Origin of the sequence: Pseudomonas sp. AL03 (genome assembly GCF_029960815.1) — a bacterium.
GTDB lineage: Bacteria > Pseudomonadota > Gammaproteobacteria > Pseudomonadales > Pseudomonadaceae > Aquipseudomonas.
Window position 1 is genome coordinate 173,001 of sequence record NZ_JASBRE010000002.1, and the last position, 20,209, is coordinate 193,209.

The 20,209-nt window shown below is 59.1% G+C and carries 19 protein-coding genes, 1 tRNA gene and 2 pseudogenes; 13 read left to right on the forward strand and 9 right to left on the reverse strand.

Going from position 1 to position 20,209, the window contains the following annotated elements; genetic code table 11:
* Positions 1 to 24 precede the first annotated feature (24 nt).
* The 11 genes from ybgC to nadA all read left to right on the forward strand — a co-directional run bounded on the left by ybgC (position 25) and on the right by nadA (position 8,410).
* Complete coding sequence (ybgC, locus tag QK293_RS02885; RefSeq protein ID WP_131059803.1) at positions 25 to 492, forward strand: tol-pal system-associated acyl-CoA thioesterase; 468 nt, start codon at positions 25 to 27, stop codon at positions 490 to 492.
* Positions 482 to 1,177, forward strand: coding sequence for a protein TolQ (gene tolQ, locus QK293_RS02890; RefSeq protein WP_017340467.1), 696 nt, complete (start codon positions 482 to 484; stop codon positions 1,175 to 1,177). Before ybgC ends, tolQ begins: the two co-directional genes overlap by 11 nt.
* A 23-nt stretch (positions 1,178 to 1,200) precedes the next feature.
* On the forward strand, positions 1,201 to 1,653 hold the full coding sequence (gene tolR / locus QK293_RS02895) for a protein TolR (RefSeq protein WP_161807482.1): 453 nt from the start codon (positions 1,201 to 1,203) through the stop codon (positions 1,651 to 1,653).
* A complete protein-coding gene (tolA, locus tag QK293_RS02900) occupies positions 1,653 to 2,732 on the forward strand; it encodes a cell envelope integrity protein TolA (protein ID WP_282375488.1) in 1,080 nt (359 codons plus the stop codon). Before tolR ends, tolA begins: the two co-directional genes overlap by 1 nt.
* A gap of 17 nt (positions 2,733 to 2,749) precedes the next feature.
* Complete coding sequence (gene tolB, locus QK293_RS02905; protein ID WP_282375490.1) at positions 2,750 to 4,030, forward strand: Tol-Pal system beta propeller repeat protein TolB; 1,281 nt, start codon at positions 2,750 to 2,752, stop codon at positions 4,028 to 4,030.
* Between the two features lie 52 nt (positions 4,031 to 4,082).
* Positions 4,083 to 4,580 carry a peptidoglycan-associated lipoprotein Pal gene (gene pal, locus QK293_RS02910; protein ID WP_131059800.1) on the forward strand — a complete coding sequence of 166 codons (498 nt, stop codon included), beginning with the start codon at positions 4,083 to 4,085 and terminating at the stop codon, positions 4,578 to 4,580.
* Positions 4,581 to 4,586: 6 nt separating this feature from the next.
* Positions 4,587 to 5,432 carry a tol-pal system protein YbgF gene (gene ybgF, locus QK293_RS02915; protein ID WP_282375496.1) on the forward strand — a complete coding sequence of 282 codons (846 nt, stop codon included), beginning with the start codon at positions 4,587 to 4,589 and terminating at the stop codon, positions 5,430 to 5,432.
* Between the two features lie 167 nt (positions 5,433 to 5,599).
* Positions 5,600 to 6,247 (forward strand): 7-carboxy-7-deazaguanine synthase QueE, encoded by a 648-nt coding sequence (gene queE, locus QK293_RS02920; RefSeq protein WP_282375498.1) that lies wholly within the window; start codon positions 5,600 to 5,602, stop codon positions 6,245 to 6,247.
* 1 nt (position 6,248) lies between these two features.
* On the forward strand, positions 6,249 to 6,941 hold the full coding sequence (gene queC, locus QK293_RS02925; RefSeq protein WP_282375499.1) for a 7-cyano-7-deazaguanine synthase QueC: 693 nt from the start codon (positions 6,249 to 6,251) through the stop codon (positions 6,939 to 6,941).
* Between the two features lie 63 nt (positions 6,942 to 7,004).
* Positions 7,005 to 7,080 (forward strand) — tRNA-Lys (locus QK293_RS02930).
* Positions 7,081 to 7,351: 271 nt separating this feature from the next.
* On the forward strand, positions 7,352 to 8,410 hold the full coding sequence (gene nadA, locus QK293_RS02935; protein WP_282375500.1) for a quinolinate synthase NadA: 1,059 nt from the start codon (positions 7,352 to 7,354) through the stop codon (positions 8,408 to 8,410).
* Positions 8,411 to 8,473: 63 nt separating this feature from the next.
* On the opposite strand, the gene QK293_RS02940 is transcribed toward nadA, so the two are convergent.
* The 8 genes from QK293_RS02940 to QK293_RS02975 form a co-directional block, all read right to left on the reverse strand.
* Positions 8,474 to 8,962, reverse strand: coding sequence for an RDD family protein (locus tag QK293_RS02940; RefSeq protein WP_282375501.1), 489 nt, complete (start codon positions 8,960 to 8,962; stop codon positions 8,474 to 8,476).
* 96 nt (positions 8,963 to 9,058) lie between these two features.
* Positions 9,059 to 9,271: a cold shock domain-containing protein gene (locus tag QK293_RS02945; RefSeq protein WP_003175786.1), complete on the reverse strand. Its 213-nt coding sequence runs from the start codon at positions 9,269 to 9,271 to the stop codon at positions 9,059 to 9,061.
* 390 nt (positions 9,272 to 9,661) lie between these two features.
* Positions 9,662 to 10,786 (reverse strand): glycine cleavage system aminomethyltransferase GcvT, encoded by a 1,125-nt coding sequence (gcvT, locus tag QK293_RS02950; protein ID WP_282375502.1) that lies wholly within the window; start codon positions 10,784 to 10,786, stop codon positions 9,662 to 9,664.
* A gap of 42 nt (positions 10,787 to 10,828) precedes the next feature.
* Positions 10,829 to 12,205 (reverse strand): L-serine ammonia-lyase, encoded by a 1,377-nt coding sequence (locus tag QK293_RS02955; RefSeq protein WP_282375504.1) that lies wholly within the window; start codon positions 12,203 to 12,205, stop codon positions 10,829 to 10,831.
* A gap of 163 nt (positions 12,206 to 12,368) precedes the next feature.
* Complete coding sequence (gene gcvP, locus QK293_RS02960; RefSeq protein ID WP_282375505.1) at positions 12,369 to 15,221, reverse strand: aminomethyl-transferring glycine dehydrogenase; 2,853 nt, start codon at positions 15,219 to 15,221, stop codon at positions 12,369 to 12,371.
* 12 nt (positions 15,222 to 15,233) lie between these two features.
* Positions 15,234 to 15,617 (reverse strand): glycine cleavage system protein GcvH, encoded by a 384-nt coding sequence (gene gcvH / locus QK293_RS02965; RefSeq protein WP_282375507.1) that lies wholly within the window; start codon positions 15,615 to 15,617, stop codon positions 15,234 to 15,236.
* 306 nt (positions 15,618 to 15,923) lie between these two features.
* Entirely contained in the window at positions 15,924 to 17,432 is a 1,509-nt protein-coding gene (locus QK293_RS02970; RefSeq protein ID WP_282375509.1) for a sigma-54-dependent transcriptional regulator, read from the reverse strand.
* Positions 17,433 to 17,571: 139 nt separating this feature from the next.
* Complete coding sequence (locus tag QK293_RS02975) at positions 17,572 to 18,426, reverse strand: LysR family transcriptional regulator (protein WP_282375511.1); 855 nt, start codon at positions 18,424 to 18,426, stop codon at positions 17,572 to 17,574.
* A gap of 90 nt (positions 18,427 to 18,516) precedes the next feature.
* Here QK293_RS02975 and QK293_RS02980 point away from each other — a divergent pair, with 90 nt between their 5' ends.
* Entirely contained in the window at positions 18,517 to 18,951 is a 435-nt protein-coding gene (locus QK293_RS02980; protein ID WP_282375513.1) for a multidrug/biocide efflux PACE transporter, read from the forward strand.
* Positions 18,952 to 19,000: 49 nt separating this feature from the next.
* On the opposite strand, the pseudogene QK293_RS02985 reads toward QK293_RS02980, so the two are convergent.
* Positions 19,001 to 19,291, reverse strand: a pseudogene (locus tag QK293_RS02985) (SDR family oxidoreductase); the annotation flags it as partial.
* A gap of 20 nt (positions 19,292 to 19,311) precedes the next feature.
* Between QK293_RS02985 and QK293_RS02990 the strand changes: the two are divergent.
* Positions 19,312 to 20,207, forward strand: a pseudogene (locus tag QK293_RS02990) (LysR family transcriptional regulator).
* Positions 20,208 to 20,209 lie beyond the last annotated feature (2 nt).

Sequence of the window (20,209 nt, forward strand, 5' to 3'; positions counted from 1 at the left end):
AACCTGAGGAGTAAGCACTAGAGTATGCGCGCGCAAAACGGGCTTGAGCCTTTCGCACTTCGTTGTCGCGTTTATTACGAGGACACCGATGCGGGCGGCATCGTGTATTACGTTAATTACCTCAAGTTTATGGAACGGGCTCGAACCGAGCGGCTCCGGGAGCTGGGCTTTGCCCAATCGGCGCTTGCAGGGGAGGACCTGTTGTTCGTCGTGCATTCCAGCGAAGCGCGTTATCACGCGCCGGCGCGACTGGACGACGAGCTGCTGGTAAGCGCTGAAGTAATCGAATTGAACCGTGTCAGCCTGCGCTTCAAACAGCAGGTCAGGCGAGCCACGGATAATGTGCTGCTCTGCGAAGGGCAGTTTTTGGTGGCCTGTGTGCGCACTAACAGTTTGAAACCCCGGGCCATTCCCGAAGCTCTACGTGCGGCCTTTGCCGACGTGAGCGGCGCGGGTACACACTCAAAGCAGGAGATAAAGCGTGGAAGCTAACGTCGTCGACCATTCCTCCATGTGGAGCCTGGTCAGCAATGCCAGTATCGTGGTGCAACTGGTAATGCTGATCCTGGTAGCCGCATCGGTGACCTCATGGATCATGATCTTTCAGCGCAGCAACCTGCTGCGCGCCGGTCGACGTGCCCTGGAGAGCTTTGAAGAGCGCTTCTGGTCGGGTATCGATCTGTCCAAACTCTACCGTCAGGCCGGCAGCAACCCTGATCCGGATTCGGGCGTCGAGCAGATCTTCCGTGCCGGTTTCAAGGAATTCTCCCGTCTGCGCCAGCAGCCAGGTGTTGACCCGGAAGCGGTCATGGAAGGCGTAGCCCGTGCCATGCGCGTCGCCATTTCCCGCGAAGAAGAAAAGCTCGAGCAGAGCCTGCCGTTCCTCGCCACCGTCGGTTCCGTCAGCCCATACATCGGTCTGTTCGGTACGGTCTGGGGCATCATGAACTCCTTCCGTGGTCTGGCCACTGCCCAGCAAGCGACCCTGGCCACTGTGGCTCCGGGTATTGCCGAAGCACTGATTGCTACCGCGATCGGCCTGTTCGCCGCCATCCCGGCCGTTATCGCTTACAACCGTTTTGCCGCTCGCAGCGAAACGCTGATCAGCCGCTACTACACCTTCGCCGATGAATTCCAGGCGATCCTGCACCGCAAAGTGCACACCAGCGAAGAATAAGCAGGTAATTTCCAATGGCTTTAATCGCTCGAGCTCGCAAAAAGCGCAAGCCGGTTGCCGAGATGAACGTGGTGCCTTACATCGACGTGATGCTGGTACTGCTGGTCATCTTCATGGTGACCGCGCCGATGCTCAATCAGGGCGTGAAAGTTGATCTGCCCAAGGTTTCCAGCGAAGCCTTGCCGCAGGACAACAACACCCAGGTACTGACCATTTCGATCAAGGCTGACAAGACCTATTACTGGAACCTTGGCAGCGAAGTCGACACTGAAAAGCAGCAGGACAAGGCAATGACCTTGCCGCAGATGACTGACGCCGTGACCAAGATCATTCGCGCCGGTACTGAAGGCGGCAAGCGTACCCAAGTGTTCATCCGCGGCGACAAGACCGTTGATTACGGTTCCGTCATGGGCGCCATGGGTGGGTTGCAGAAAGCCGGAGTCGGTAACGTTGGCTTGATTACCGAGGCGCCCTGATGCAGCAACAGCGAGAGCCAACAGCCTCGGAAAGCTATTTCTGGCCTAGCGTCTGGGCGCTTGTCTTGCACGTGCTGGTATTTGGCATGCTGTTCGTCAGTTTCGCCTTCACACCGGAACTGCCGCCGGCCAAGCCGATTGTCCAGGCGACCCTGTACCAGCTGAAATCGAAAAGTCAGGCAACCACCCAGACCAATCAGAAGATTGCGGGTGAGGCGAAGAAATCTGCCGCGCGTCAGACCGAAGTCGAACAGATGGAACAGAAAAAGATCGAACAGGAAGCGATCAAAGCCGCGGAACAAAAGAAGGAAGATGCGGCTCAAAAAGCCGAAGAATCCAAGAAGGCCGACGAGACGAAGAAAGCGGACGAGGCAAAAAAGGCTGATGAAGCCAAGAAAGCCGATGAAGCGAAGAAGACCGCCGAAGCCAAAAAGGTCGAAGAGAAACAATTGGCTGATATAGCCAAGAAGAAGTCTGAAGAAGAAGCCAAGAAAGCGGCTGAAGAAGAGGCCAAGAAAGCGGCCGCTGAAGAAGCGAAGAAAAAGATCGTCGAAGACGCGAAGAAGAAAGCCGCGGAAGACGCCAAGAAGAAATCTGAAGCTGAAGACGCGAAGAAGAAAGTCGCCGAAGACGCGAAGAAGAAAGCTGCTGCCGATGCTGCGAAGAAAAAATCGCAGGAAGCGGCACGTAAATCCGCCGAAGACAAAAAGGCTCAGGCCCTGGCAGATTTGCTTTCCGACACGCCGGAGCGTCAGCAGGCCTTGGCGGATGAGCAGGGTGACGAAGTCGCCGGCAGTTTCGATGATCTGATCCGTGCTCGTGCAGCGGAAGGCTGGGCTCGTCCACCTTCAGCCCGCAAAGGCATGACAGTCGTGTTGCAAATCGGCATGTTGCCGGACGGTACGGTGACTTCGGTCAGCGTCGGCAAGTCCAGTGGCGATGGTCCATTTGACGCTTCTGCTGTAGCAGCGGTGAAGAATATTGGACGTTTGACAGAAATGCAGGGAATGAAGCCGAGCGATTTCGCTCCGTATCGTTCATTCAAGATGACATTCACACCTGAGGATCTAGCCTTGTGAGAAACCTTCTTCGAGGAATGCTTGTCGTTATCTGCTGCCTGGCAGGGATAGCGGCAGCCGATGAAAAAAACATTCTGGTCACCAGCGGCAGTGATCGGGCCACCCCGATCGCAGTCGTTCCATTCGGCAACCAGGGCGGCAGCGTGCTGCCGGACGACATGGCCGAAATCATCGGTAACGACCTGCGCAACTCGGGTTACTACTCGCCGATTCCAAAACAGAACATGATCAGCCAGCCAAGCCAGGCCAGCGAAATCATCTTCCGTGACTTCAAGGCGCTGGGTGCCCAGTACGTCATGGTCGGCAGCATTGCTCCTGCGGGCGGTCGCCTGCAGGTCCAATACGCACTGTTCAACGTCGCCACCGAGCAGCAAGTGCTGACCGGCAGCGTGTCGGGCAGCGTCGATCAACTGCGCGACATGTCGCACTACATCGCGGACCAGTCGTTCGAAAAACTTACCGGTATCAAAGGTGCGTTTTCGACTCGTCTTCTGTACGTGACGGCCGAGCGTTTTTCCGAGAAGAACACTCGCTACACGCTGCAACGTTCGGACTATGACGGTGCCCGCGCTGTGACCCTGCTGCAATCGCGCGAGCCGATCCTGTCGCCGCGTTTCGCACCGGACGGCAAGCGCATCGCTTATGTCTCGTTCGAGCAGAAGCGTCCGCGTATTTTCATGCAGAACATCGACACCGGTCGCCGTGAGCAGATCACCAACTTCGAAGGCCTGAATGGCGCGCCAGCATGGTCGCCGGATGGTCAGCGTCTGGCGTTCGTGCTGTCGAAAGACGGTAACCCTGACATCTATGTGATGAGCCTGGGTTCGCGTCAGATCACGCGTGTTACCAACGGTCCTGGCATCAACACCGAACCGTTCTGGGGTAAGGATGGTTCGACCATCTACTTCACCTCGGACCGTGGCGGCAAGCCTCAGATCTATAAAACCAGCGTCGGTGGTGGCGGTGCGGAACGTGTGACCTTTATCGGTAACTACAACGCCAACCCCAAGCTTTCGGCTGACGAAAAGACCCTGGTGATGATCCACCGCCAGGAAGGTTTCACTAATTTCAAGGTGGCGGCCCAGGATTTGCAGCGCGGAAGCGTAAAAATCCTCACTGATAGCACTCTGGACGAGTCGCCTACTGTTGCGCCCAACGGCACCATGGTAATCTACGCCACCCGCCAGCAGGGCCGGGGAGTCTTGATGCTCGTGTCCATTAATGGACGCGTAAGGCTCCCGCTTCCTACCGCACAAGGCGAAGTCAGAGAACCTTCCTGGTCCCCTTACCTGAACTGACGCGGCGCTACACGTTGTACTTAACACACTGGGGTTCATTAGGAGTTTCACGATGGAAATGCTGAAGTTTGGTAAATTTGCTGCGCTGGCTCTGGCCATGGCTGTAGCTGTAGGTTGCTCGTCCAAAGGCGGCGACAACGCCGGTGAAGGCGCTGTAGATCCAAACGCTGGTTACGGCGCTAACACTGGTGCAGTTGACGGCTCCCTGAGCGAAGAAGCTGCTCTGCGCGCAATCACCACCTTCTACTTCGAATACGACAGCTCGGACCTGAAGCCAGAAGCCATGCGCTCCCTGGACATTCACGCCAAAGACCTGAAAGCAAACGGCGCTCGCGTTGTTCTGGAAGGCAACACCGACGAACGTGGTACTCGTGAGTACAACATGGCACTGGGCGAGCGTCGTGCGAAAGCCGTTCAGCGTTACCTGGTACTGCAAGGTGTTTCCCCAGCTCAGCTGGAACTGGTTTCCTACGGCGAAGAGCGTGCAGTTGCTACCGGCAACGACGAGCAGTCCTGGGCTCAAAACCGTCGCGTCGAACTGCGTAAGTAATTCGTCATGCGAACGTGCCGTCGTGCTGTAACTGTTTTGGCTCTCAGCCTCGCACCGCTTGCGGTGTGGGCTGCGGTTCCTGTGGTCGATAACGACTCCGGCTATAACAATAGCGGGACCAGTTATCCGCCTGCGGGTTACGGTACGAACGGCGCCTATGCCGGGGGAGGGGTTTCGGCCCCTGTCTCGGCACAGGGCGAGCTGTTCAACCAACTGCAATCCATGCAGGAGCAGATCTCGCGCCAACAAGGCATCATCGAAGTTCTGCAAAATGATGTAGCGCGCATGAAGCAAGAGAACCTGGAGCGATATCAGGATCTTGATCGGCGCATAGGAACCGGCGTTGCACCAGCCGCGACTCCTGAAAATTCTTCCACCGGTGGCAGTTTGAATGCCCCCGGTGCAGCAGCAGGCGCAGGAGCGGCAGCAGGAACGGCAGCCGCTCAAGCACCTGCCGCGGGTAGCGAGCCGGCTGATCCAGCGAAGGAAAAACTGTATTACGATGCAGCCTTCGACCTGATCAAAGCCAAGGATTTCGACAAGGCCAGCCTGGCGTTTGCCGCATTCCTGCGCAAGTACCCGAACAGCCAGTACGCGGGTAATGCTCAGTACTGGTTGGGCGAAGTGAATTTGGCCAAAGGCGATCTGCAAGGTGCAGGTCAGGCATTCGCCAAGGTTTCGCAGCTGTACCCCAAGCATCCAAAAGTGCCTGATTCGCTGTACAAGCTGGCTGATGTAGAGCGCCGCCTCGGTCACACCGACAAGGTCAAAGGCATTCTGCAGCAGGTCGTGTCGCAATACCCGGGCACATCCGCCGCTCAGTTGGCCCAGCGTGATCTGCAAAAAATGTAAGGGCTGCTTGACCTGTTTTGAAGAAACCCGCGCCTGTCGCGGGTTTTTTCGTTAGAATTCACGCCCTTTTTATGAAACACGCTTTTTGGGATCTGCGCGGTGGCGGGGTTCCTTGAAGTGCCTGACGGAGGCGGACAGCCTGTTTAGCTGTTATGCCCGTGGCGACTATGCAAGACACATTGAGAATCACCGAAGTTTTCTACTCGTTGCAGGGTGAAACGCGGACTGCCGGGCTGCCCACTGTTTTTGTGCGCCTGACCGGTTGCCCGTTGCGTTGCCAATACTGCGACAGCGCCTACGCGTTCACGGGCGGCACCCTTCGCCCGCTTGATGACATCCTCGAGCAAGTGGCCGGTTTTCGTCCGCGCTACGTCTGTGTCACGGGCGGCGAGCCCCTGGCGCAACCCAACGCCATCCCATTGCTCAAGCAGTTGTGTGACGCCGGTTACGAGGTCTCGCTGGAAACCAGCGGTGCCCTGGATATCTCGGCGGTCGATCCACGGGTCAGTCGCGTCGTCGATCTGAAAACCCCGGGTTCGAAAGAAGCACATCGCAATCGCTACGAGAACATCGAACTGCTCACGCGCAACGATCAGGTGAAGTTTGTCATCTGCTCGCGGGAAGACTACGACTGGGCTGTGTCCAAGCTGATTCAGTACGGTCTGGATCAGCGTGCGGGCGAAGTCCTGTTCTCGCCAAGTCACCATGACCTGAACGCGCGAGACCTGGCTGACTGGGTGGTGGCGGACAACCTGCCAGTGCGCCTGCAATTGCAGTTGCATAAATATCTTTGGAATGACGAACCGGGGCGCTGAAATGACTGAACAACTGAACACTGTGGAAAAACGTGCGGTCATCCTGTTGTCCGGCGGCCTGGACTCGGCGACCGTCGTGGCGATGGCTCGTGCTGAAGGCTATAGCTGCTACACCATGAGCTTCGATTACGGTCAGCGTTCCCATGCCGAACTGTATGCCGCCGAACGCATCGCCCGCGACCTGGGCGTGGTTGAGCACAAAGTAATTGGTCTGAACCTGAACGGTATTGGTGGTTCTGCGCTGACCGACAGCAGTATCGATGTACCGGAAGAGGCGGGTGAAGGTATCCCTGTAACTTACGTGCCCGCACGCAATACCGTGTTCCTCTCGCTGGCGTTGGGTTGGGCCGAAGTCCTTGGGGCGCGTGACATCTTCATCGGTGTGAATGCTGTGGATTATTCCGGTTACCCGGATTGCCGCCCCGAGTTCATCGAGTCCTTCGAGCGCATGGCGAACCTGGCGACCAAGGCCGGCGTTGAGGGCAATGGTTTCCGTATCCAGGCGCCCCTGCAAAACCTCAGCAAAGCGCAAATCGTCGAGGTGGGTGTGAAGCTGGGGGTCAATTACGGCCTGACCGTTTCCTGCTATCAAGCTGACGATAACGGCCGTGCGTGCGGTAAGTGCGACAGCTGCCGACTGCGTGCAGAAGGCTTTGCGGCGGCCGGAATCAGCGACCCAACACCTTATTTTTGATTTATTTCAAATTAGGTGTTGAATAGTCCTTAAAAATCAGTATTATACGCGCCACCACACAGCGGGTCGTTAGCTCAGTTGGTAGAGCAGTTGGCTTTTAACCAATTGGTCGTAGGTTCGAATCCCACACGACCCACCATTTTTTTAGCAGTTTTAAAAGTCTGGAAGGCCCACGCAAGTGAGGATTTCCGGATTTTTTTTTGCCCGCGATTTGAGCTTGCCCAGTTCCGGGCTGCAACCCGTGACGCAGGTCAGAATCATCTTTTGCATCCACCGGATATTCTGTAGCCTTGCGCAGCTTCAACGTTGTCCGTGCCTGATGATACTCACTTTCCCGGCGGTACCCTGAAGGGGTCGGAGCCGGGTGTATACTCGACTTTCGCGCGAAAGCGCCTGCAGGTCTTGCGAACATGACGCAGATTTCCGAACGCCTTCTGGTTCAAGCCCACCTCGACGCCAAGCAGCCCAAGCCGCTGACTGCCGAGGAGGAAGCTTATTACCGTGCCGCCATCGCTGCCGAGCTCAAGGCTCAGGACGCGGTGCTGGTTGCTCACTTCTATTGCGATCCAGTGATTCAGGCCTTGGCCGAAGAAACCGGTGGTTGCGTTTCCGACTCGCTGGAGATGGCCCGATTCGGCAGCGCTCACCCGGCCAAGACCGTGGTGGTCGCCGGTGTGAAGTTCATGGGCGAGACCGCCAAAATCCTCAACCCTGAAAAACGCATCCTGATGCCGACCCTGGAAGCGACCTGCTCGCTGGACCTGGGTTGCCCGGTGGACGAGTTCTCGGCGTTCTGTGATCAACACCCGGAGCGTACGGTGGTGGTGTATGCCAACACGTCGGCGGCAGTCAAAGCCCGGGCGGATTGGGTGGTGACTTCAAGCTGCGCGCTGGAGATCGTAGAAAGCCTGATGGATAACGGCGAAACCATCATTTGGGGCCCGGACAAACACCTGGGCACCTACATCCAGCGCCAGACCGGCGCGGACATGCTGCTGTGGGACGGTGCCTGCATCGTTCACGAGGAGTTCAAGTCCAAACAGCTCGAAGACATGAAGGCGCTGTACCCGGACGCAGCGATTCTGGTGCATCCGGAGTCACCGACGTCGGTGATCGAGTTGGCGGATGCCGTCGGCTCCACCAGTCAGTTGATTGCCGCAGCGAAGAGCCTGCCAAACAAGACGCTGATCGTCGCCACCGACCGCGGCATCTTCTACAAGATGCAGCAGCTGTGCCCGGACAAGGTCTTCATCGAAGCGCCAACGGCCGGTAACGGCGCAGCGTGCCGCAGCTGCGCACATTGCCCGTGGATGGCGATGAACACCCTTGAGCGCCTGCTGAAGAGCTTGAAGGAGGGGGCGAATGAGATCTTTGTCGATCCGGCGTTGATCCCGCAGGCGATTCGGCCGCTCAAGCGCATGCTCGACTTCACCCAGGCTGCGCGGATGAAATTGGCCGGCAACGCCTGATCGTCGACAGTGATCCCAAAAAAAACGCCCCGATTCGATCGGGGCGTTTTTGCATCTGGCGGATTATTTGGTTTTCTTCGGAATCCGTACTAGCTGGGTATTGGAGTAGATGTCATGCCAACTGCGTTTCTGTTTGTCGAACAGGGGCCAGAAGAAACCCAGCCCGACGCACAGCCAGGACGCGATCGCCACCACAAACCGCAGCAGCGCCTGCCACAGGCTGATGGATGAGCCATCGGCATTCTGCACGCGGATGCACCAGACCTGCATGCCCAGAGTTTGGCCGGACCAGGTCCAGAACTTGGCGAAGAAACCGAACAGCACGAACAGCAGCACCGTCGACAGCAATGGATCTCCATCCAGCGCACCGGCTTCGGTCAACGTGCGCATTTTGTCTTCGCCGATGATCGCCATCTGGATCATCTTGTAAAGGCCGCTGGTGACGATCAGCAGGGCAGTACACAACAGGAAGTCATAGAACATCGCTGCCAGGCGGCGACCCAAGCCAGCGGCAGGAAATTCGCCCTGGGGTTTCAGCAGGTGTTTCGGCATGGCAGGGCTCTCGGCGGAAAAAGAAGCCATTTTACGGATTTACGCGCACAAAAAAGCCCCTGATGTCAGCATCAGGGGCTTTTTCGTTACAGAAGATTAGGCTTCTGCTTGTACTTCGTCAGCCTGCATGCCTTTCTGGCCTTGCACAGCAACGAATGTCACTTTTTGGCCTTCTTTCAGGCTCTTGAAGCCGTTGCCCTGAATAGCGCGGAAATGCACGAACAGATCCGGACCGCTTTCTGGAGTGATAAAACCAAAACCTTTCTCGTCGTTAAACCACTTGACGGTACCGCTCTGACGTTGGGACATTTCTTATTTCCTTTGACGCAAAAATTAATGACAGCCTCCTTCTTGTGAAAGAGTACTGGGGCTGGTTGCAGGAGAGTAAGAAGACGTCGAACGGGATGTAGCTAACTTGTAGGCTACTGCCCAGGTCACGATTCCAGGCGACCCATGCAAACACAGTGAACAAACTCTACGCCAACTACGGGAGAAAAAACAAGCCCCGTGGAGGGCCCGTATTTGCTCGCGTTGGTGGGTTTCTGTCGCAACTAGTGCTGGCTTATGCAATCGCCGTGTTCAATTGTTTTCGATCGTTATAAGCCAAGTTCGTAATCGAAAATATGCACTATTTTATGGCGGTTGCGTTACACATTAGTGCACTGTTAACGCAACCGCGTTACTTATAGAAACAGTCAATCAACCACGATAGTAGCGTTGTGGAACAAATGGCATTTTGCTTACAAGCAAAGGCACCTTTTTCCCACGAACAATCGCCCACACCGGCGTATCCATTGCGATGTAAGCGCTGTCGACGTAACCCATGGCCAGAGGACCACCCAGGGTCGGGCCGAAGCCGCCACTGCACACTGCACCAATGATGTCGCCGGCTTCATTGACGATTTCTGCACCTTCGCGCACCGGCGTGCGTTCCTGAGGCAACAGGCCAACGCGCTTGCGGCTGACACCGGCTTGTTGCTGTCCGAACACGGTTTCAGCGCCAGGGAAGCCGCCGGCACGAACGCCATCAGCGCGACGAGGCTTGGAAATGGCCCACAGCAGGCTAGCTTCGATCGGCGTGGTTTCGGTGTTCATGTCGTGGCCGTAGAGGCACAGGCCGGCTTCCAGGCGCAGGGAGTCGCGAGCGCCAAGGCCGATGGCCGCCACTTCCGGTTCGGCCAGCAGAGCGCGAGCCAGGGCTTCGGCGTTGGCGGCCGGCACGGAGATTTCGAACCCGTCTTCACCGGTGTAACCCGAACGGCTGACAAAGCAGTCCACGCCCAGCAGCTTCACGCGGGTGAACTGCATGAAGGTCATCTTCGCCACTTCAGGCGCCAGGCGCGCGAGCACGGTGACGGCGGCCGGACCTTGCAACGCCAGCAGCGCGCGCTCTTCGAACAGCGGCTCGAGGGTGCATTGGTCGCCAATGTGCTTTTGCAGGTGTGCCAGGTCCTGGTCCTTGCAGGCGGCGTTGACCACCAGGAACAGTTCGTCGTTACCCAGATTGGCGACCATCAGGTCGTCAAGGATGCCGCCGGTCTCGTTGGTGAACATCGCATAGCGCTGCATGCCCGCCGGCAGGTCGATGATGTCCACCGGCACCAGGGTTTCCAGGGCCTTGGCGGCATTGGCGCCGGTCAGGCGGATCTGGCCCATGTGCGAGACATCGAACAGCCCGGCCTGATCACGGGTGTGCTGGTGTTCTTTCATCACGCCCAGCGGGTATTGCACTGGCATGTCATAGCCGGCGAACGGCACCATGCGGGCGCCGAGTTCGATGTGCAGTGCGTGCAATGGGGTTTTCAACAGTTGTTCGGTGGACATATTCAGCTCCTGAAAAAGTGTGCAGATGCCAATGCGCGCGCATCAGCACTCGATAATGTTGACCGCCAAACCGCCACGGGCGGTTTCCTTGTATTTGCTTTTCATGTCGGCGCCGGTCTGGCGCATGGTGCGGATGACCTTGTCGAGGGAGACAAAGTGCTGACCGTCGCCGCGCAGGGCCATGCGCACCGCATTGATGGCTTTCACCGAACCCATGGCGTTACGCTCGATGCACGGCACTTGCACCAGCCCGCCGATCGGGTCGCAGGTCAGGCCGAGGTTGTGTTCCATGCCGATTTCAGCGGCGTTTTCCACCTGCTGCACGGTGCCACCGAGGACTTCGCACAGGGCGCCGGCGGCCATGGAGCACGCTACGCCAACTTCACCCTGGCAGCCGACTTCAGCACCGGAGATCGAGGCGTTTTCTTTATAGAGAATGCCGATCGCGGCCGCGGTCAGCAGAAAGCGTACGACGCCGTCTTCGTTGGCGCCGGGGATGAAGCGCATGTAGTAATGCAAAACAGCGGGGACGATCCCTGCCGCACCGTTTGTAGGCGCAGTCACCACGCGCCCGCCGTTGGCGTTTTCTTCGTTGACCGCCAGTGCATAGAGGTTGACCCAGTCCAGCACCGACAGCGGATCGCGCAGGGACGATTCCGGGTTCTTGCACAGTTGCCGATGCAGCGCTGCCGCACGGCGTTTGACCTTCAAACCACCGGGCAAAATGCCCTCGTTGCGGCAACCGGCGTCGACGCAGTCCTGCATCACTTGCCAGATTTTCAGCAGGCCGGCGCGAGTTTCCGCTTCCGGGCGCCAGGCACTTTCGTTGGTCAGCATCACCTGGCTGATCGACAAGCCGTAGGTGGCGCAGTGACCGAGCAAGTCCTTGGCGCTTTTGAACGGGAAGGTCAGTGGCGTGGCGTCTTCGACGATGCGGTCGGCGCCAGCGGCGTCTTCATCGACGACAAAACCGCCGCCGACCGAGTAGTACTCGCGGCTGCGGATTTGTATGCCAGCAGCATCGAAGGCGCGAAAAATCATGCCGTTGGGGTGATAGGCCAACGGTTTGCGGATCATCGCCAAATGCAGCTTTTCATTGAATTCGATGGCGTGTTCACCGAGCAGGTTCAGACGACCGCTGCTGCGAATCTCTTGCAGGCGGGCGGCGACGGTTTCGGTGTTCACGGTGTCCGGGTGTTCGCCTTCCAGGCCGAGCAACACAGCCTTGTCGCTGCCGTGTCCTTTACCGGTGGCGCCGAGTGATCCGTAGAGCTCGACTTTGACGCAGGTGGTTGCAGCCAGCAGCCCTTCACGGCGCAAACCTTCGGCGAAACGCGCAGCCGCACGCATCGGGCCGACGGTGTGCGAGCTGGAGGGGCCGATGCCAATCTTGAACAGGTCGAACACGCTTAACGACATGGTTGTTCTCCGGTTTCTTGTTATGAGGAGCACCGCGACCCCGTAGGAGCGAGGCTTGCCCGCGAAGCTTTTAGCAACCTTGATGGCCTCTTCGCGGGCAAGCCTCGCTCCTACAGGTTTTGTGGTGTCCTTGTGGGGGCGAGCGAACCCGCCCCCCTATAGATTAAGCGTAGCTTTCGATCGACGGGCAGGCGCAGATTAGGTTGCGATCGCCAAACACGTTGTCGACGCGACCGACCGGTGGCCAGTACTTGCCTTCGATCAGCGACGCGACCGGATACACTGCTTGCTCACGGCTGTACGGATGCGTCCACTCGCCGACCAGTTCCGCCGCGGTGTGCGGGGCGTTTTTCAACGGGTTGTCGTCCTTGTCCAGCGTGCCGTTTTCCACCGCGCGGATTTCTTCGCGGATGCGGATCATGGCGTCGCAGAAGCGGTCCAGTTCTTCCTTGGATTCGCTTTCGGTCGGCTCGATCATCAGCGTGCCGGCGACCGGGAACGACATGGTCGGGGCGTGGAAGCCGAAGTCGATCAGGCGCTTGGCGACGTCATCGACGCTGATGCCGCTGCTGTCCTTGAGCGGACGCAGGTCGAGGATGCATTCGTGCGCCACCAGGCCGTTGCTGCCGGTGTAGAGCACTGGGTAATGCTCTTCGAGGCGACGGGAAATGTAGTTGGCATTGAGGATCGCCAGTTGCGAGGCGCGCTTCAGCCCCGCGCCACCCATCATCCGAATGTACATCCAGGTGATCGGCAAAATGCTCGCGCTGCCGAACGGTGCGGCGCAGACCGCGCCTTCCTTGCGTGCCATCTGCGCGTGGCCCGGCAGAAACGGCGTCAGGTGCGACTTGACGCCAATCGGGCCGACGCCCGGGCCGCCACCGCCGTGCGGGATGCAGAAGGTCTTGTGCAGGTTCAGGTGCGACACATCGCCGCCGAACTTGCCCGGTGCGCAGAGGCCGACCATGGCGTTCATGTTGGCGCCGTCGATGTACACCTGGCCGCCGTTGTCATGAATGATGCCGCAGATTTCGCGGATGCCTTCTTCGAACACGCCGTGGGTCGAGGGATAGGTGATCATCAATGCCGCGAGATGCTCGCGGTGCTCGATGGCCTTGGCGCGCAGGTCTTCGATGTCGACGTTGCCGCGGGCATCGCAGGCGGTCACGACTACGCGCATGCCGGCCATGTTGGCGGTGGCCGGGTTGGTGCCGTGGGCGGACGAGGGGATCAGGCAGATGTCGCGACGGTCTTCGCCACGGCTCTGGTGATAGGCGCGAATCGCCAGCAGGCCGGCGTATTCGCCTTGCGAGCCGGCATTCGGTTGCAGCGAGATGGCGTCGTAACCGGTGGCGGCGCAGAGCATCGCTTCCAGCTCGTCAGTCAGCTGCTGATAACCGGCACTTTGCTCGGCCGGGGCGAACGGGTGCAGGGCACCGAATTCAGCCCAGGTCACCGGGATCATTTCGCTGGCGGCGTTGAGTTTCATGGTGCAGGAACCCAGCGGGATCATGGTGCGATCCAGTGCCAGGTCCTTGTCGGCGAGCTTGCGCAGGTAGCGCATCAGCTCGGTTTCCGAGTGATAACGGTTGAACACCGGGTGGCTGAGGATCGGCGACTGGCGCAGCAGGGCGGCCGGGAGGGTGCTGATCACGGAAGCGGCGAGGGCAGCGAAGTCTGGCAGGGTCTTGCCGTCGGCGAGCAAGGCCCACAGGCTTTCCACGTCAGCTTGCGACGTGGTTTCGTCGAGGGACAGGCCCAGACGTTCGCCATCAACGACGCGCAGGTTGATCTGCTGAGCGCGAGCCTTGTCGTGCAATGCGGCAGTGTTGGTGCCGGTCTTGATCGTCAGCGTGTCGAAGAAGCTTTCTTGCTCGACGCTCAGACCCAAAGCGCTCAAGCCTTGGGCCAGAATCGCGGTCAGGTGATGCACGCGCTGGGCGATCTGCGTCAGGCCTTTTGGGCCATGATAGACGGCGTACATGCTGGCGATGTTGGCCAGCAAAACCTGGGCGGTGCAGATGTTGCTGGTGGCTTTCTCGCGACGGATGTGTTGCTCGCGGGTCTGCATCGCCAGGCGCAGCGCCGGTTTGCCGAAGCGGTCGACGGACACGCCGACCAGACGGCCCGGCATGTCGCGCTTGAACGCATCCCTGGTGGAGAAATACGCCGCGTGCGGGCCACCGAAGCCCAGCGGCACGCCGAAGCGTTGCGCGCTGCCGATGGCGACGTCAGCACCGAACTCGCCCGGCGGGGTCAGCACGGTCAGGGCCAGCAAGTCAGCGGCGACCGCAACCAGCGCGTTGGCAGCGTGGAAGCGTTCGGTCAGTTCGCGGTAATCGAACAGGTCACCGTTGCTCGCCGGGTATTGCAGCAGGGCGCCGAAAAACGGCGTCACATCAGTTAGTTCGCGCTCGTCGCCGACCACCACGTCGATGCCCAGCGGCTCGGCACGGGTGCGCAGCACGTCGAGGGTTTGCGGGTGGCAATGCACCGACGCGAAAAACGCGTGGCTGCCTTTGTTCTTGCTCAGGCGTTTGCAGAAGGTCATGGCTTCGGCGGCGGCGGTGGCTTCATCGAGCAAGGACGCGTTAGCGATCGGCAGACCGGTGAGGTCGCTGATCAGGGTCTGGAAGTTCAGCAGCGCTTCGAGACGGCCCTGGGAAATTTCCGGTTGGTACGGGGTGTACGCGGTGTACCAGGCCGGGTTTTCCAGCAGGTTGCGCAGGATCGGCGACGGCGTGTGAGTGCCGTAGTAGCCCTGACCGATGTAGGTCTTGAACAGCTGGTTTTTACCGGCGATGGACTTGATCAACGCCAGGGCATCCGCTTCGCTCAGGCCGTCTTCGAGGCCGAGGACGCTGGTGCCTTTGATGCTGTCGGGGATGACGCTGGCGCTCAGGGCTTCCAGGGAGTCAAAACCGAGGCTGTTGAGCATGGCTTGCTCGTCGCCGGCACGCGGGCCGATGTGGCGCGCGATGAATTCGTTGGCAGTGCTCAGATTAATTTGAGTCATGTTGGGCGCTCCTCAGGCTTCGGCGTTGGCTTTGATCAGACGGTCGTAAGCGTCTTGGTCCAGCAGTTTGGCGACAGCCGAGGCATCGCTTGGCTGAAAGCGGAAGAACCAGCCTTCGCCCAGCGGATCTTCGTTGACCCGTTCAGGGCTGCTGTCCAGCGCCGGGTTCACTTCCAGCACTTCACCGTCCAGCGGCATGTACACGCCGCTGGCGGCTTTTACCGATTCCACGGTGGCAGCTTCAGCGCCTTTGTCGTAGGACTGCAGCTCAGGCAGTTGTACGAAAACCACGTCGCCCAGGGCGTTCTGTGCGAAAGCGGTGATGCCGACTGTGACGGTGCCGTCAGCTTCGGTACGCAGCCATTCGTGATCTTCAGTAAAACGCAACTCGCTCATGGAAACTCCTAAGGGGGGCCAGACTCGTCTGGTGGACGCGATTGAATGCTGGGCAAAGCCCTGCTTTATGAGTGGATACTAAGCAAAATTGCGGCCAATGTTTTTTTATCGTTATAAATCAACGTCTTAGGTGTTTTTATAGCGTGCGTGATGTGGAGGGCTGTAGCGAAATCGCTACAGTCAGGAGCAAAGAAAAAAGCCTAAGTGGATCAAAGCCTTGCACAGCGGTGATCGGAAGGGGGTGTAGTGATATCGTTCCACTGTAGCGCTTTCAGTACAGGTGAAGGTCGCTTTTGATGCACGGTCTTACGGCTTGTTGGGAATTCCGTACTTGCGCAATCGATGGGCAATCGCCGTGTGAGAGGTTTGTAGGCGGTTGGCCAGTTGGCGGGTCGAGGGGTAGCTGACGTAGAGTTTTTCCAGCAGGGTTTTCTCGAACTCCTCCATCGCCTGTTCGAGGCTGTCGACGTCGTTGTCGCTCTGGCGCGCCACCGAGGTGCCAGCGATATCGAGGTCGCCGATATCGACCAGGCTGCTTTCGCAAATGGCGGCGGCACGGAAGATCACGTTCTGCAATTGCCGCACGTTACCCGGCCAGCGATTGCCCAGCAGTGCCGGATAGGTGCCCGGCGCCAGGCGACACACCGGGCGCTGAATCTGCGCGCAGGCTTGCTGCATGAAGTAGCGGGCCAGCAGCAGGATGTCCTGGCCGCGTTCGCGCAGGGGCGGGACTTCGACGTTCAGGACGTTGAGGCGATAGAACAAATCTTCGCGGAACGAACCTTCGCTGACCATTTTTTCCAGATTGCGGTGCGTGGCGCTGAGGATCCGCACATTGACCTTCACCTCACGATCCCCGCCCACCCGGCGGAAGCTGCCGTCGTTCAAGAAACGCAGCAATTTTGCCTGCAAGTACGGCGACATCTCGCCGATCTCATCGAGAAACACCGTGCCCTGGTTGGCCAGTTCCATCAGCCCCGGTTTGCCGCCCCGTTGCGCACCGGTGAAGGCGCCGGGGGCGTAGCCGAACAATTCGCTTTCGGCGAGGTTCTCCGGCAATGCCGCGCAGTTCAGCGCCAAAAAGGGCGAACTGTGTCGAGCGCTGATGGCGTGGCAGGCACGCGCAACCAGTTCTTTGCCGGTGCCGGTTTCGCCCTGGATCAGCAACGGTGCATCGAGGGCCGCAACGCGCTGGGCGCGGGCCTTGAGCGTCCGAATCGACGGAGACTCGCCGAGTAGCGCATCGAACCCTTCGGCATGGTCGTGGTGCAGTGCCGAAAGGCGTTCGCCGATACGGTTCGGCTGATACAGGGTCAGCAGGGCGCCGGCGTCGGTAATCGGTGTGGCATCCAGCAGCAACGTCTGGCCGTTGACGGTGACTTCCCGCAGCGGCAGACGGAAGCCGTTTTCCAACAGGGCTTCGAGCAGTGCCGGGTCGGCGAACAGGTCAGCGATGCTTTCGCCGTCAGGCTCGCGCCCGTACAAGGCAATCAATGCCGGGTTGGCCAGCAGCACTTTGCCGGTACTGTCCAGCGCCAGGACGGGGTCGGTCATGGCCGCGAGCAACGCATCAAGCTGCAGGTGCCGACGCTGACCGGGAAGAATGTCGACCACCGTCACCGCTTGCACGCCGCGCACGCTGAACAACGCATCGCGCAGCTCTTCGAGGACTTCCGGGCTCAAGGTCGGGGCGTCGATATAGACGTTGGGCGGGACCATTTCCACCGCATCCAGATTGAGATTGCGCCCACCGAGCAAGGCCAGGACTTCCTGGGTAATGCCGACGCGGTCGATGAAGCTGACGTGGATACGCATGGGGCGTTTTTTGGTTCTGGAGTGCGGAGGGTGGCAAGTATGCCTTGGAGGAGGGCTGGGGTGAAATCTTGAGATTGGAGTTTGCTGAAAGATCGACCCTTCACCCACCCTTTCCCCTCTGGGGTGGCCCCCGCCATCGCTATTCCAACATCTTGCCGAGCAACCAACTCCCCGCCGGCCCCGGCGGATGCAGCCGCGACCACAGCGCATCGACGAACACCGGTTTCGGCCAGCCACGCACGTCCAGTTCCTCCAGCGTCCCTGCACCAAACCGCTCCACCAGCCACCGGGGCAACGGCGCCCAGCCGAATCCACCCTGGGCCATTTCCAGCAGCATCAGATAACTCGGTGCCGACCAGACGCGTCCCTTCGCACGGCTTTCATACGGATTGACGATCGTCGCCAGACGCAGTTCCCGATGGTGTTGCAACACGTCTTGATCGATGTGGCTCAGCGCCGCCAACGGATGCTCACGAGACACGAACAGGGCAATCTCCGTCCGTTCCTCCACGGTCGAACTGACCAGGTCCGGCGGGTAACTGTCTTGTTTTTCGGCGAAGGCGACATGTGCTCGACCACGTTGCACCAGCGCCACCAGGTCATCGCATTCGGCGATCAGGCATTCGAGTTCCAGGTCCGGATAGCGCTGCTCGAAAGCACTGAGCGCCGCTTCGAAACGGTCGGATTGATAGGTGTCGGAAATCGCCACGGTCAATTTTGGCTCTACCCCTTGAGACAGTTGGCTGGCGGTCATTTCCAGTCGGCTGGTGGCGGCCAGAATTTCCTCGGCCCGTTGCAGCATCACGTGCCCGGCCGCGGTCAGGCTCGGCTTGCGGCTGCTGCGGTCGAAGAGGGTCAGGTTCAGATCGATTTCAAGGCTCGCCACCGCAGCGCTGATGGTTGACTGACTGCGGCCCAGTTTGCGTGCCGCCGCAGAAAACGAACCTTGAGTCGCCGCTTGCACAAACGCCTGCAACACTTCTTGAGACGCCATGAACTATCGCCTTGATCGATGGTTATTGGTTATGAAGTATCGGTGTGAAGTAGGATCATGGCAACCACAGTCACTCAGAGGAGTCTGGCCATGAGCGCGAACAAATCCATTACTGAACGTATTTTCCAGGCCATTGGTTTCGAGTTGTTGGCCATCCTGATCTGTACCCCGTTGCTGGCGTGGATCATGGACAAACCGATGCTCGATATGGGCGTCGTGACCACGGCTATCGCGGCACTTGCCCTGGCCTGGAACGTGGTCTTCAACGGATTGTTCGACCGTGCGCTCAAACACTACGACATCGTGCACAACGCGTGGGTGCGTGTTGTCCATGCGCTGTTGTTCGAAGGCGGTCTGGTCGCGGTGGGTGTGCCGTTGATTGCCTGGTGGCTGAAGGTCAGCCTGTGGCAAGCGTTTCTGCTGGACATCGGTGTGTTGCTGTTTTTCCTGCCGTACACCTACGTCTACCACTGGGCCTATGACGTAGTGCGGGAGCGGGTCCTGATGCCTCGCACAGTTGGTTGAGCGCGGTTATTTTTGTGGCGAGGGGCAAGCCCTCGCCACAGGTTTCAGGTTACAAAAACATCCCGCCCGACGCTTCGACGCGTTGCCCATTGATCCACTGACTGCCCGGCGCCAGCAACAGCGCAATCGCGGCGTTGAGGATGCGGCCACCATCAGCCATCAGCGGCAGCAGGTTCTGGGTGAGGAAAAACGGCCCTTTCAAATGGATGTTCATCAGCAAATCGAACTGGGCGACGGTGGTGTCAACGAAGTTCGCGGTCAGGCCGATGCCGGCGTTGTTGATCAAAAAGTCAAAGTGCTCGCGATCAAAACGGCTGCGCAATACATCGGCGACCTGACTGAACAATAGAAGGTCGGCCCATGAACAAACTGGAACTGCTGCGCACCTTCGTTCGTGTCAGCGAGATGTCGAGTTTTACCCTCGCCGGTGAAGCCTGGGTTTGCCGAGGTCCACCGTGTCCGAGCACGTCCAGGCCCTCGAATTGCTGGTAGGCACGCGTTTGCTGCAACGCACCACGCGCAAGGTTCAGGCGACTCAGGACGGCCTGGTGTTGTACGAGCGCAGCAAGGACTCGCTGTCGCACATGGACGAAATCGAAGGGCTGTTTCGCCAGGACGAGGCATCGCTCGTTGGGCGGATTCGCATCGACATGCCGAACATTCTGGCCCGTCGGGTGGTGATGCCGCGTCTGCCCGAGTTCATGGCTCAGCACCCCAATCTTGAGCTGGAAATCAGCAGCACCGACCGCCGGATCGATTTGCTCAGCGAAGGGTTTGATTGCGTGATGCGAGTCGGCGCGCAGCCGGATCAATCGGTGGTCGCGCCCCACGTATGCGATTTCGCGATGGTCAACTGCGCCAGCCCCGCGTATCTGCGGCGTTATGGCGTGCCTGAACGGCTCGAAGACCTGGCGCAGCATCGGTTGGTCCATTACGTCGGCGTACTGGGCTCACGGTCGGAGGGTTTTGTGTACGAGCAAGAGGGCACGTTGCATCGGGTGCCGATGGCGGGCAGCGTCACGGTCAACAGCACCGATTGTTACGAGTCGGCGTGTCTGGGCGGTTTTGGTTTGATTCAGGCGCCGCTGATGGGCATGCAGCCCCACCTGCTCAGTGGCGAGCTGGTGGCGGTGCTGCCGCCATTCAATGCGCCATCCACGGAGGTATCGCTGCTCTATGCCCGGCAACGGCATTTGCCGTTACGGGTGAGGGCATTTATGGATTGGTTGGGGCAGGTGATCCAGTCAACCACCTGACC

Bases quoted from the DNA above. Each gene is read 5' to 3' on its own strand.
- ybgC (WP_131059803.1), top strand. From the start codon at position 25: ATGCGCGCGCAAAACGGGCTTGAGCCTTTCGCACTTCGTTGTCGCGTT.
- tolA (WP_282375488.1), top strand. From the start codon at position 1,653: ATGCAGCAACAGCGAGAGCCAACAGCCTCGGAAAGCTATTTCTGGCCT.
- tolB (WP_282375490.1), top strand. From the start codon at position 2,750: ATGCTTGTCGTTATCTGCTGCCTGGCAGGGATAGCGGCAGCCGATGAA.
- pal (WP_131059800.1), top strand. From the start codon at position 4,083: ATGGAAATGCTGAAGTTTGGTAAATTTGCTGCGCTGGCTCTGGCCATG.
- ybgF (WP_282375496.1), top strand. From the start codon at position 4,587: ATGCGAACGTGCCGTCGTGCTGTAACTGTTTTGGCTCTCAGCCTCGCA.
- queE (WP_282375498.1), top strand. From the start codon at position 5,600: ATGCAAGACACATTGAGAATCACCGAAGTTTTCTACTCGTTGCAGGGT.
- queC (WP_282375499.1), top strand. From the start codon at position 6,249: ATGACTGAACAACTGAACACTGTGGAAAAACGTGCGGTCATCCTGTTG.
- nadA (WP_282375500.1), top strand. From the start codon at position 7,352: ATGACGCAGATTTCCGAACGCCTTCTGGTTCAAGCCCACCTCGACGCC.
- QK293_RS02940 (WP_282375501.1), bottom strand. From the start codon at position 8,962: ATGCCGAAACACCTGCTGAAACCCCAGGGCGAATTTCCTGCCGCTGGC.
- QK293_RS02945 (WP_003175786.1), bottom strand. From the start codon at position 9,271: ATGTCCCAACGTCAGAGCGGTACCGTCAAGTGGTTTAACGACGAGAAA.
- gcvT (WP_282375502.1), bottom strand. From the start codon at position 10,786: ATGTCCACCGAACAACTGTTGAAAACCCCATTGCACGCACTGCACATC.
- QK293_RS02955 (WP_282375504.1), bottom strand. From the start codon at position 12,205: ATGTCGTTAAGCGTGTTCGACCTGTTCAAGATTGGCATCGGCCCCTCC.
- gcvP (WP_282375505.1), bottom strand. From the start codon at position 15,221: ATGACTCAAATTAATCTGAGCACTGCCAACGAATTCATCGCGCGCCAC.
- gcvH (WP_282375507.1), bottom strand. From the start codon at position 15,617: ATGAGCGAGTTGCGTTTTACTGAAGATCACGAATGGCTGCGTACCGAA.
- QK293_RS02970 (WP_282375509.1), bottom strand. From the start codon at position 17,432: ATGCGTATCCACGTCAGCTTCATCGACCGCGTCGGCATTACCCAGGAA.
- QK293_RS02975 (WP_282375511.1), bottom strand. From the start codon at position 18,426: ATGGCGTCTCAAGAAGTGTTGCAGGCGTTTGTGCAAGCGGCGACTCAA.
- QK293_RS02980 (WP_282375513.1), top strand. From the start codon at position 18,517: ATGAGCGCGAACAAATCCATTACTGAACGTATTTTCCAGGCCATTGGT.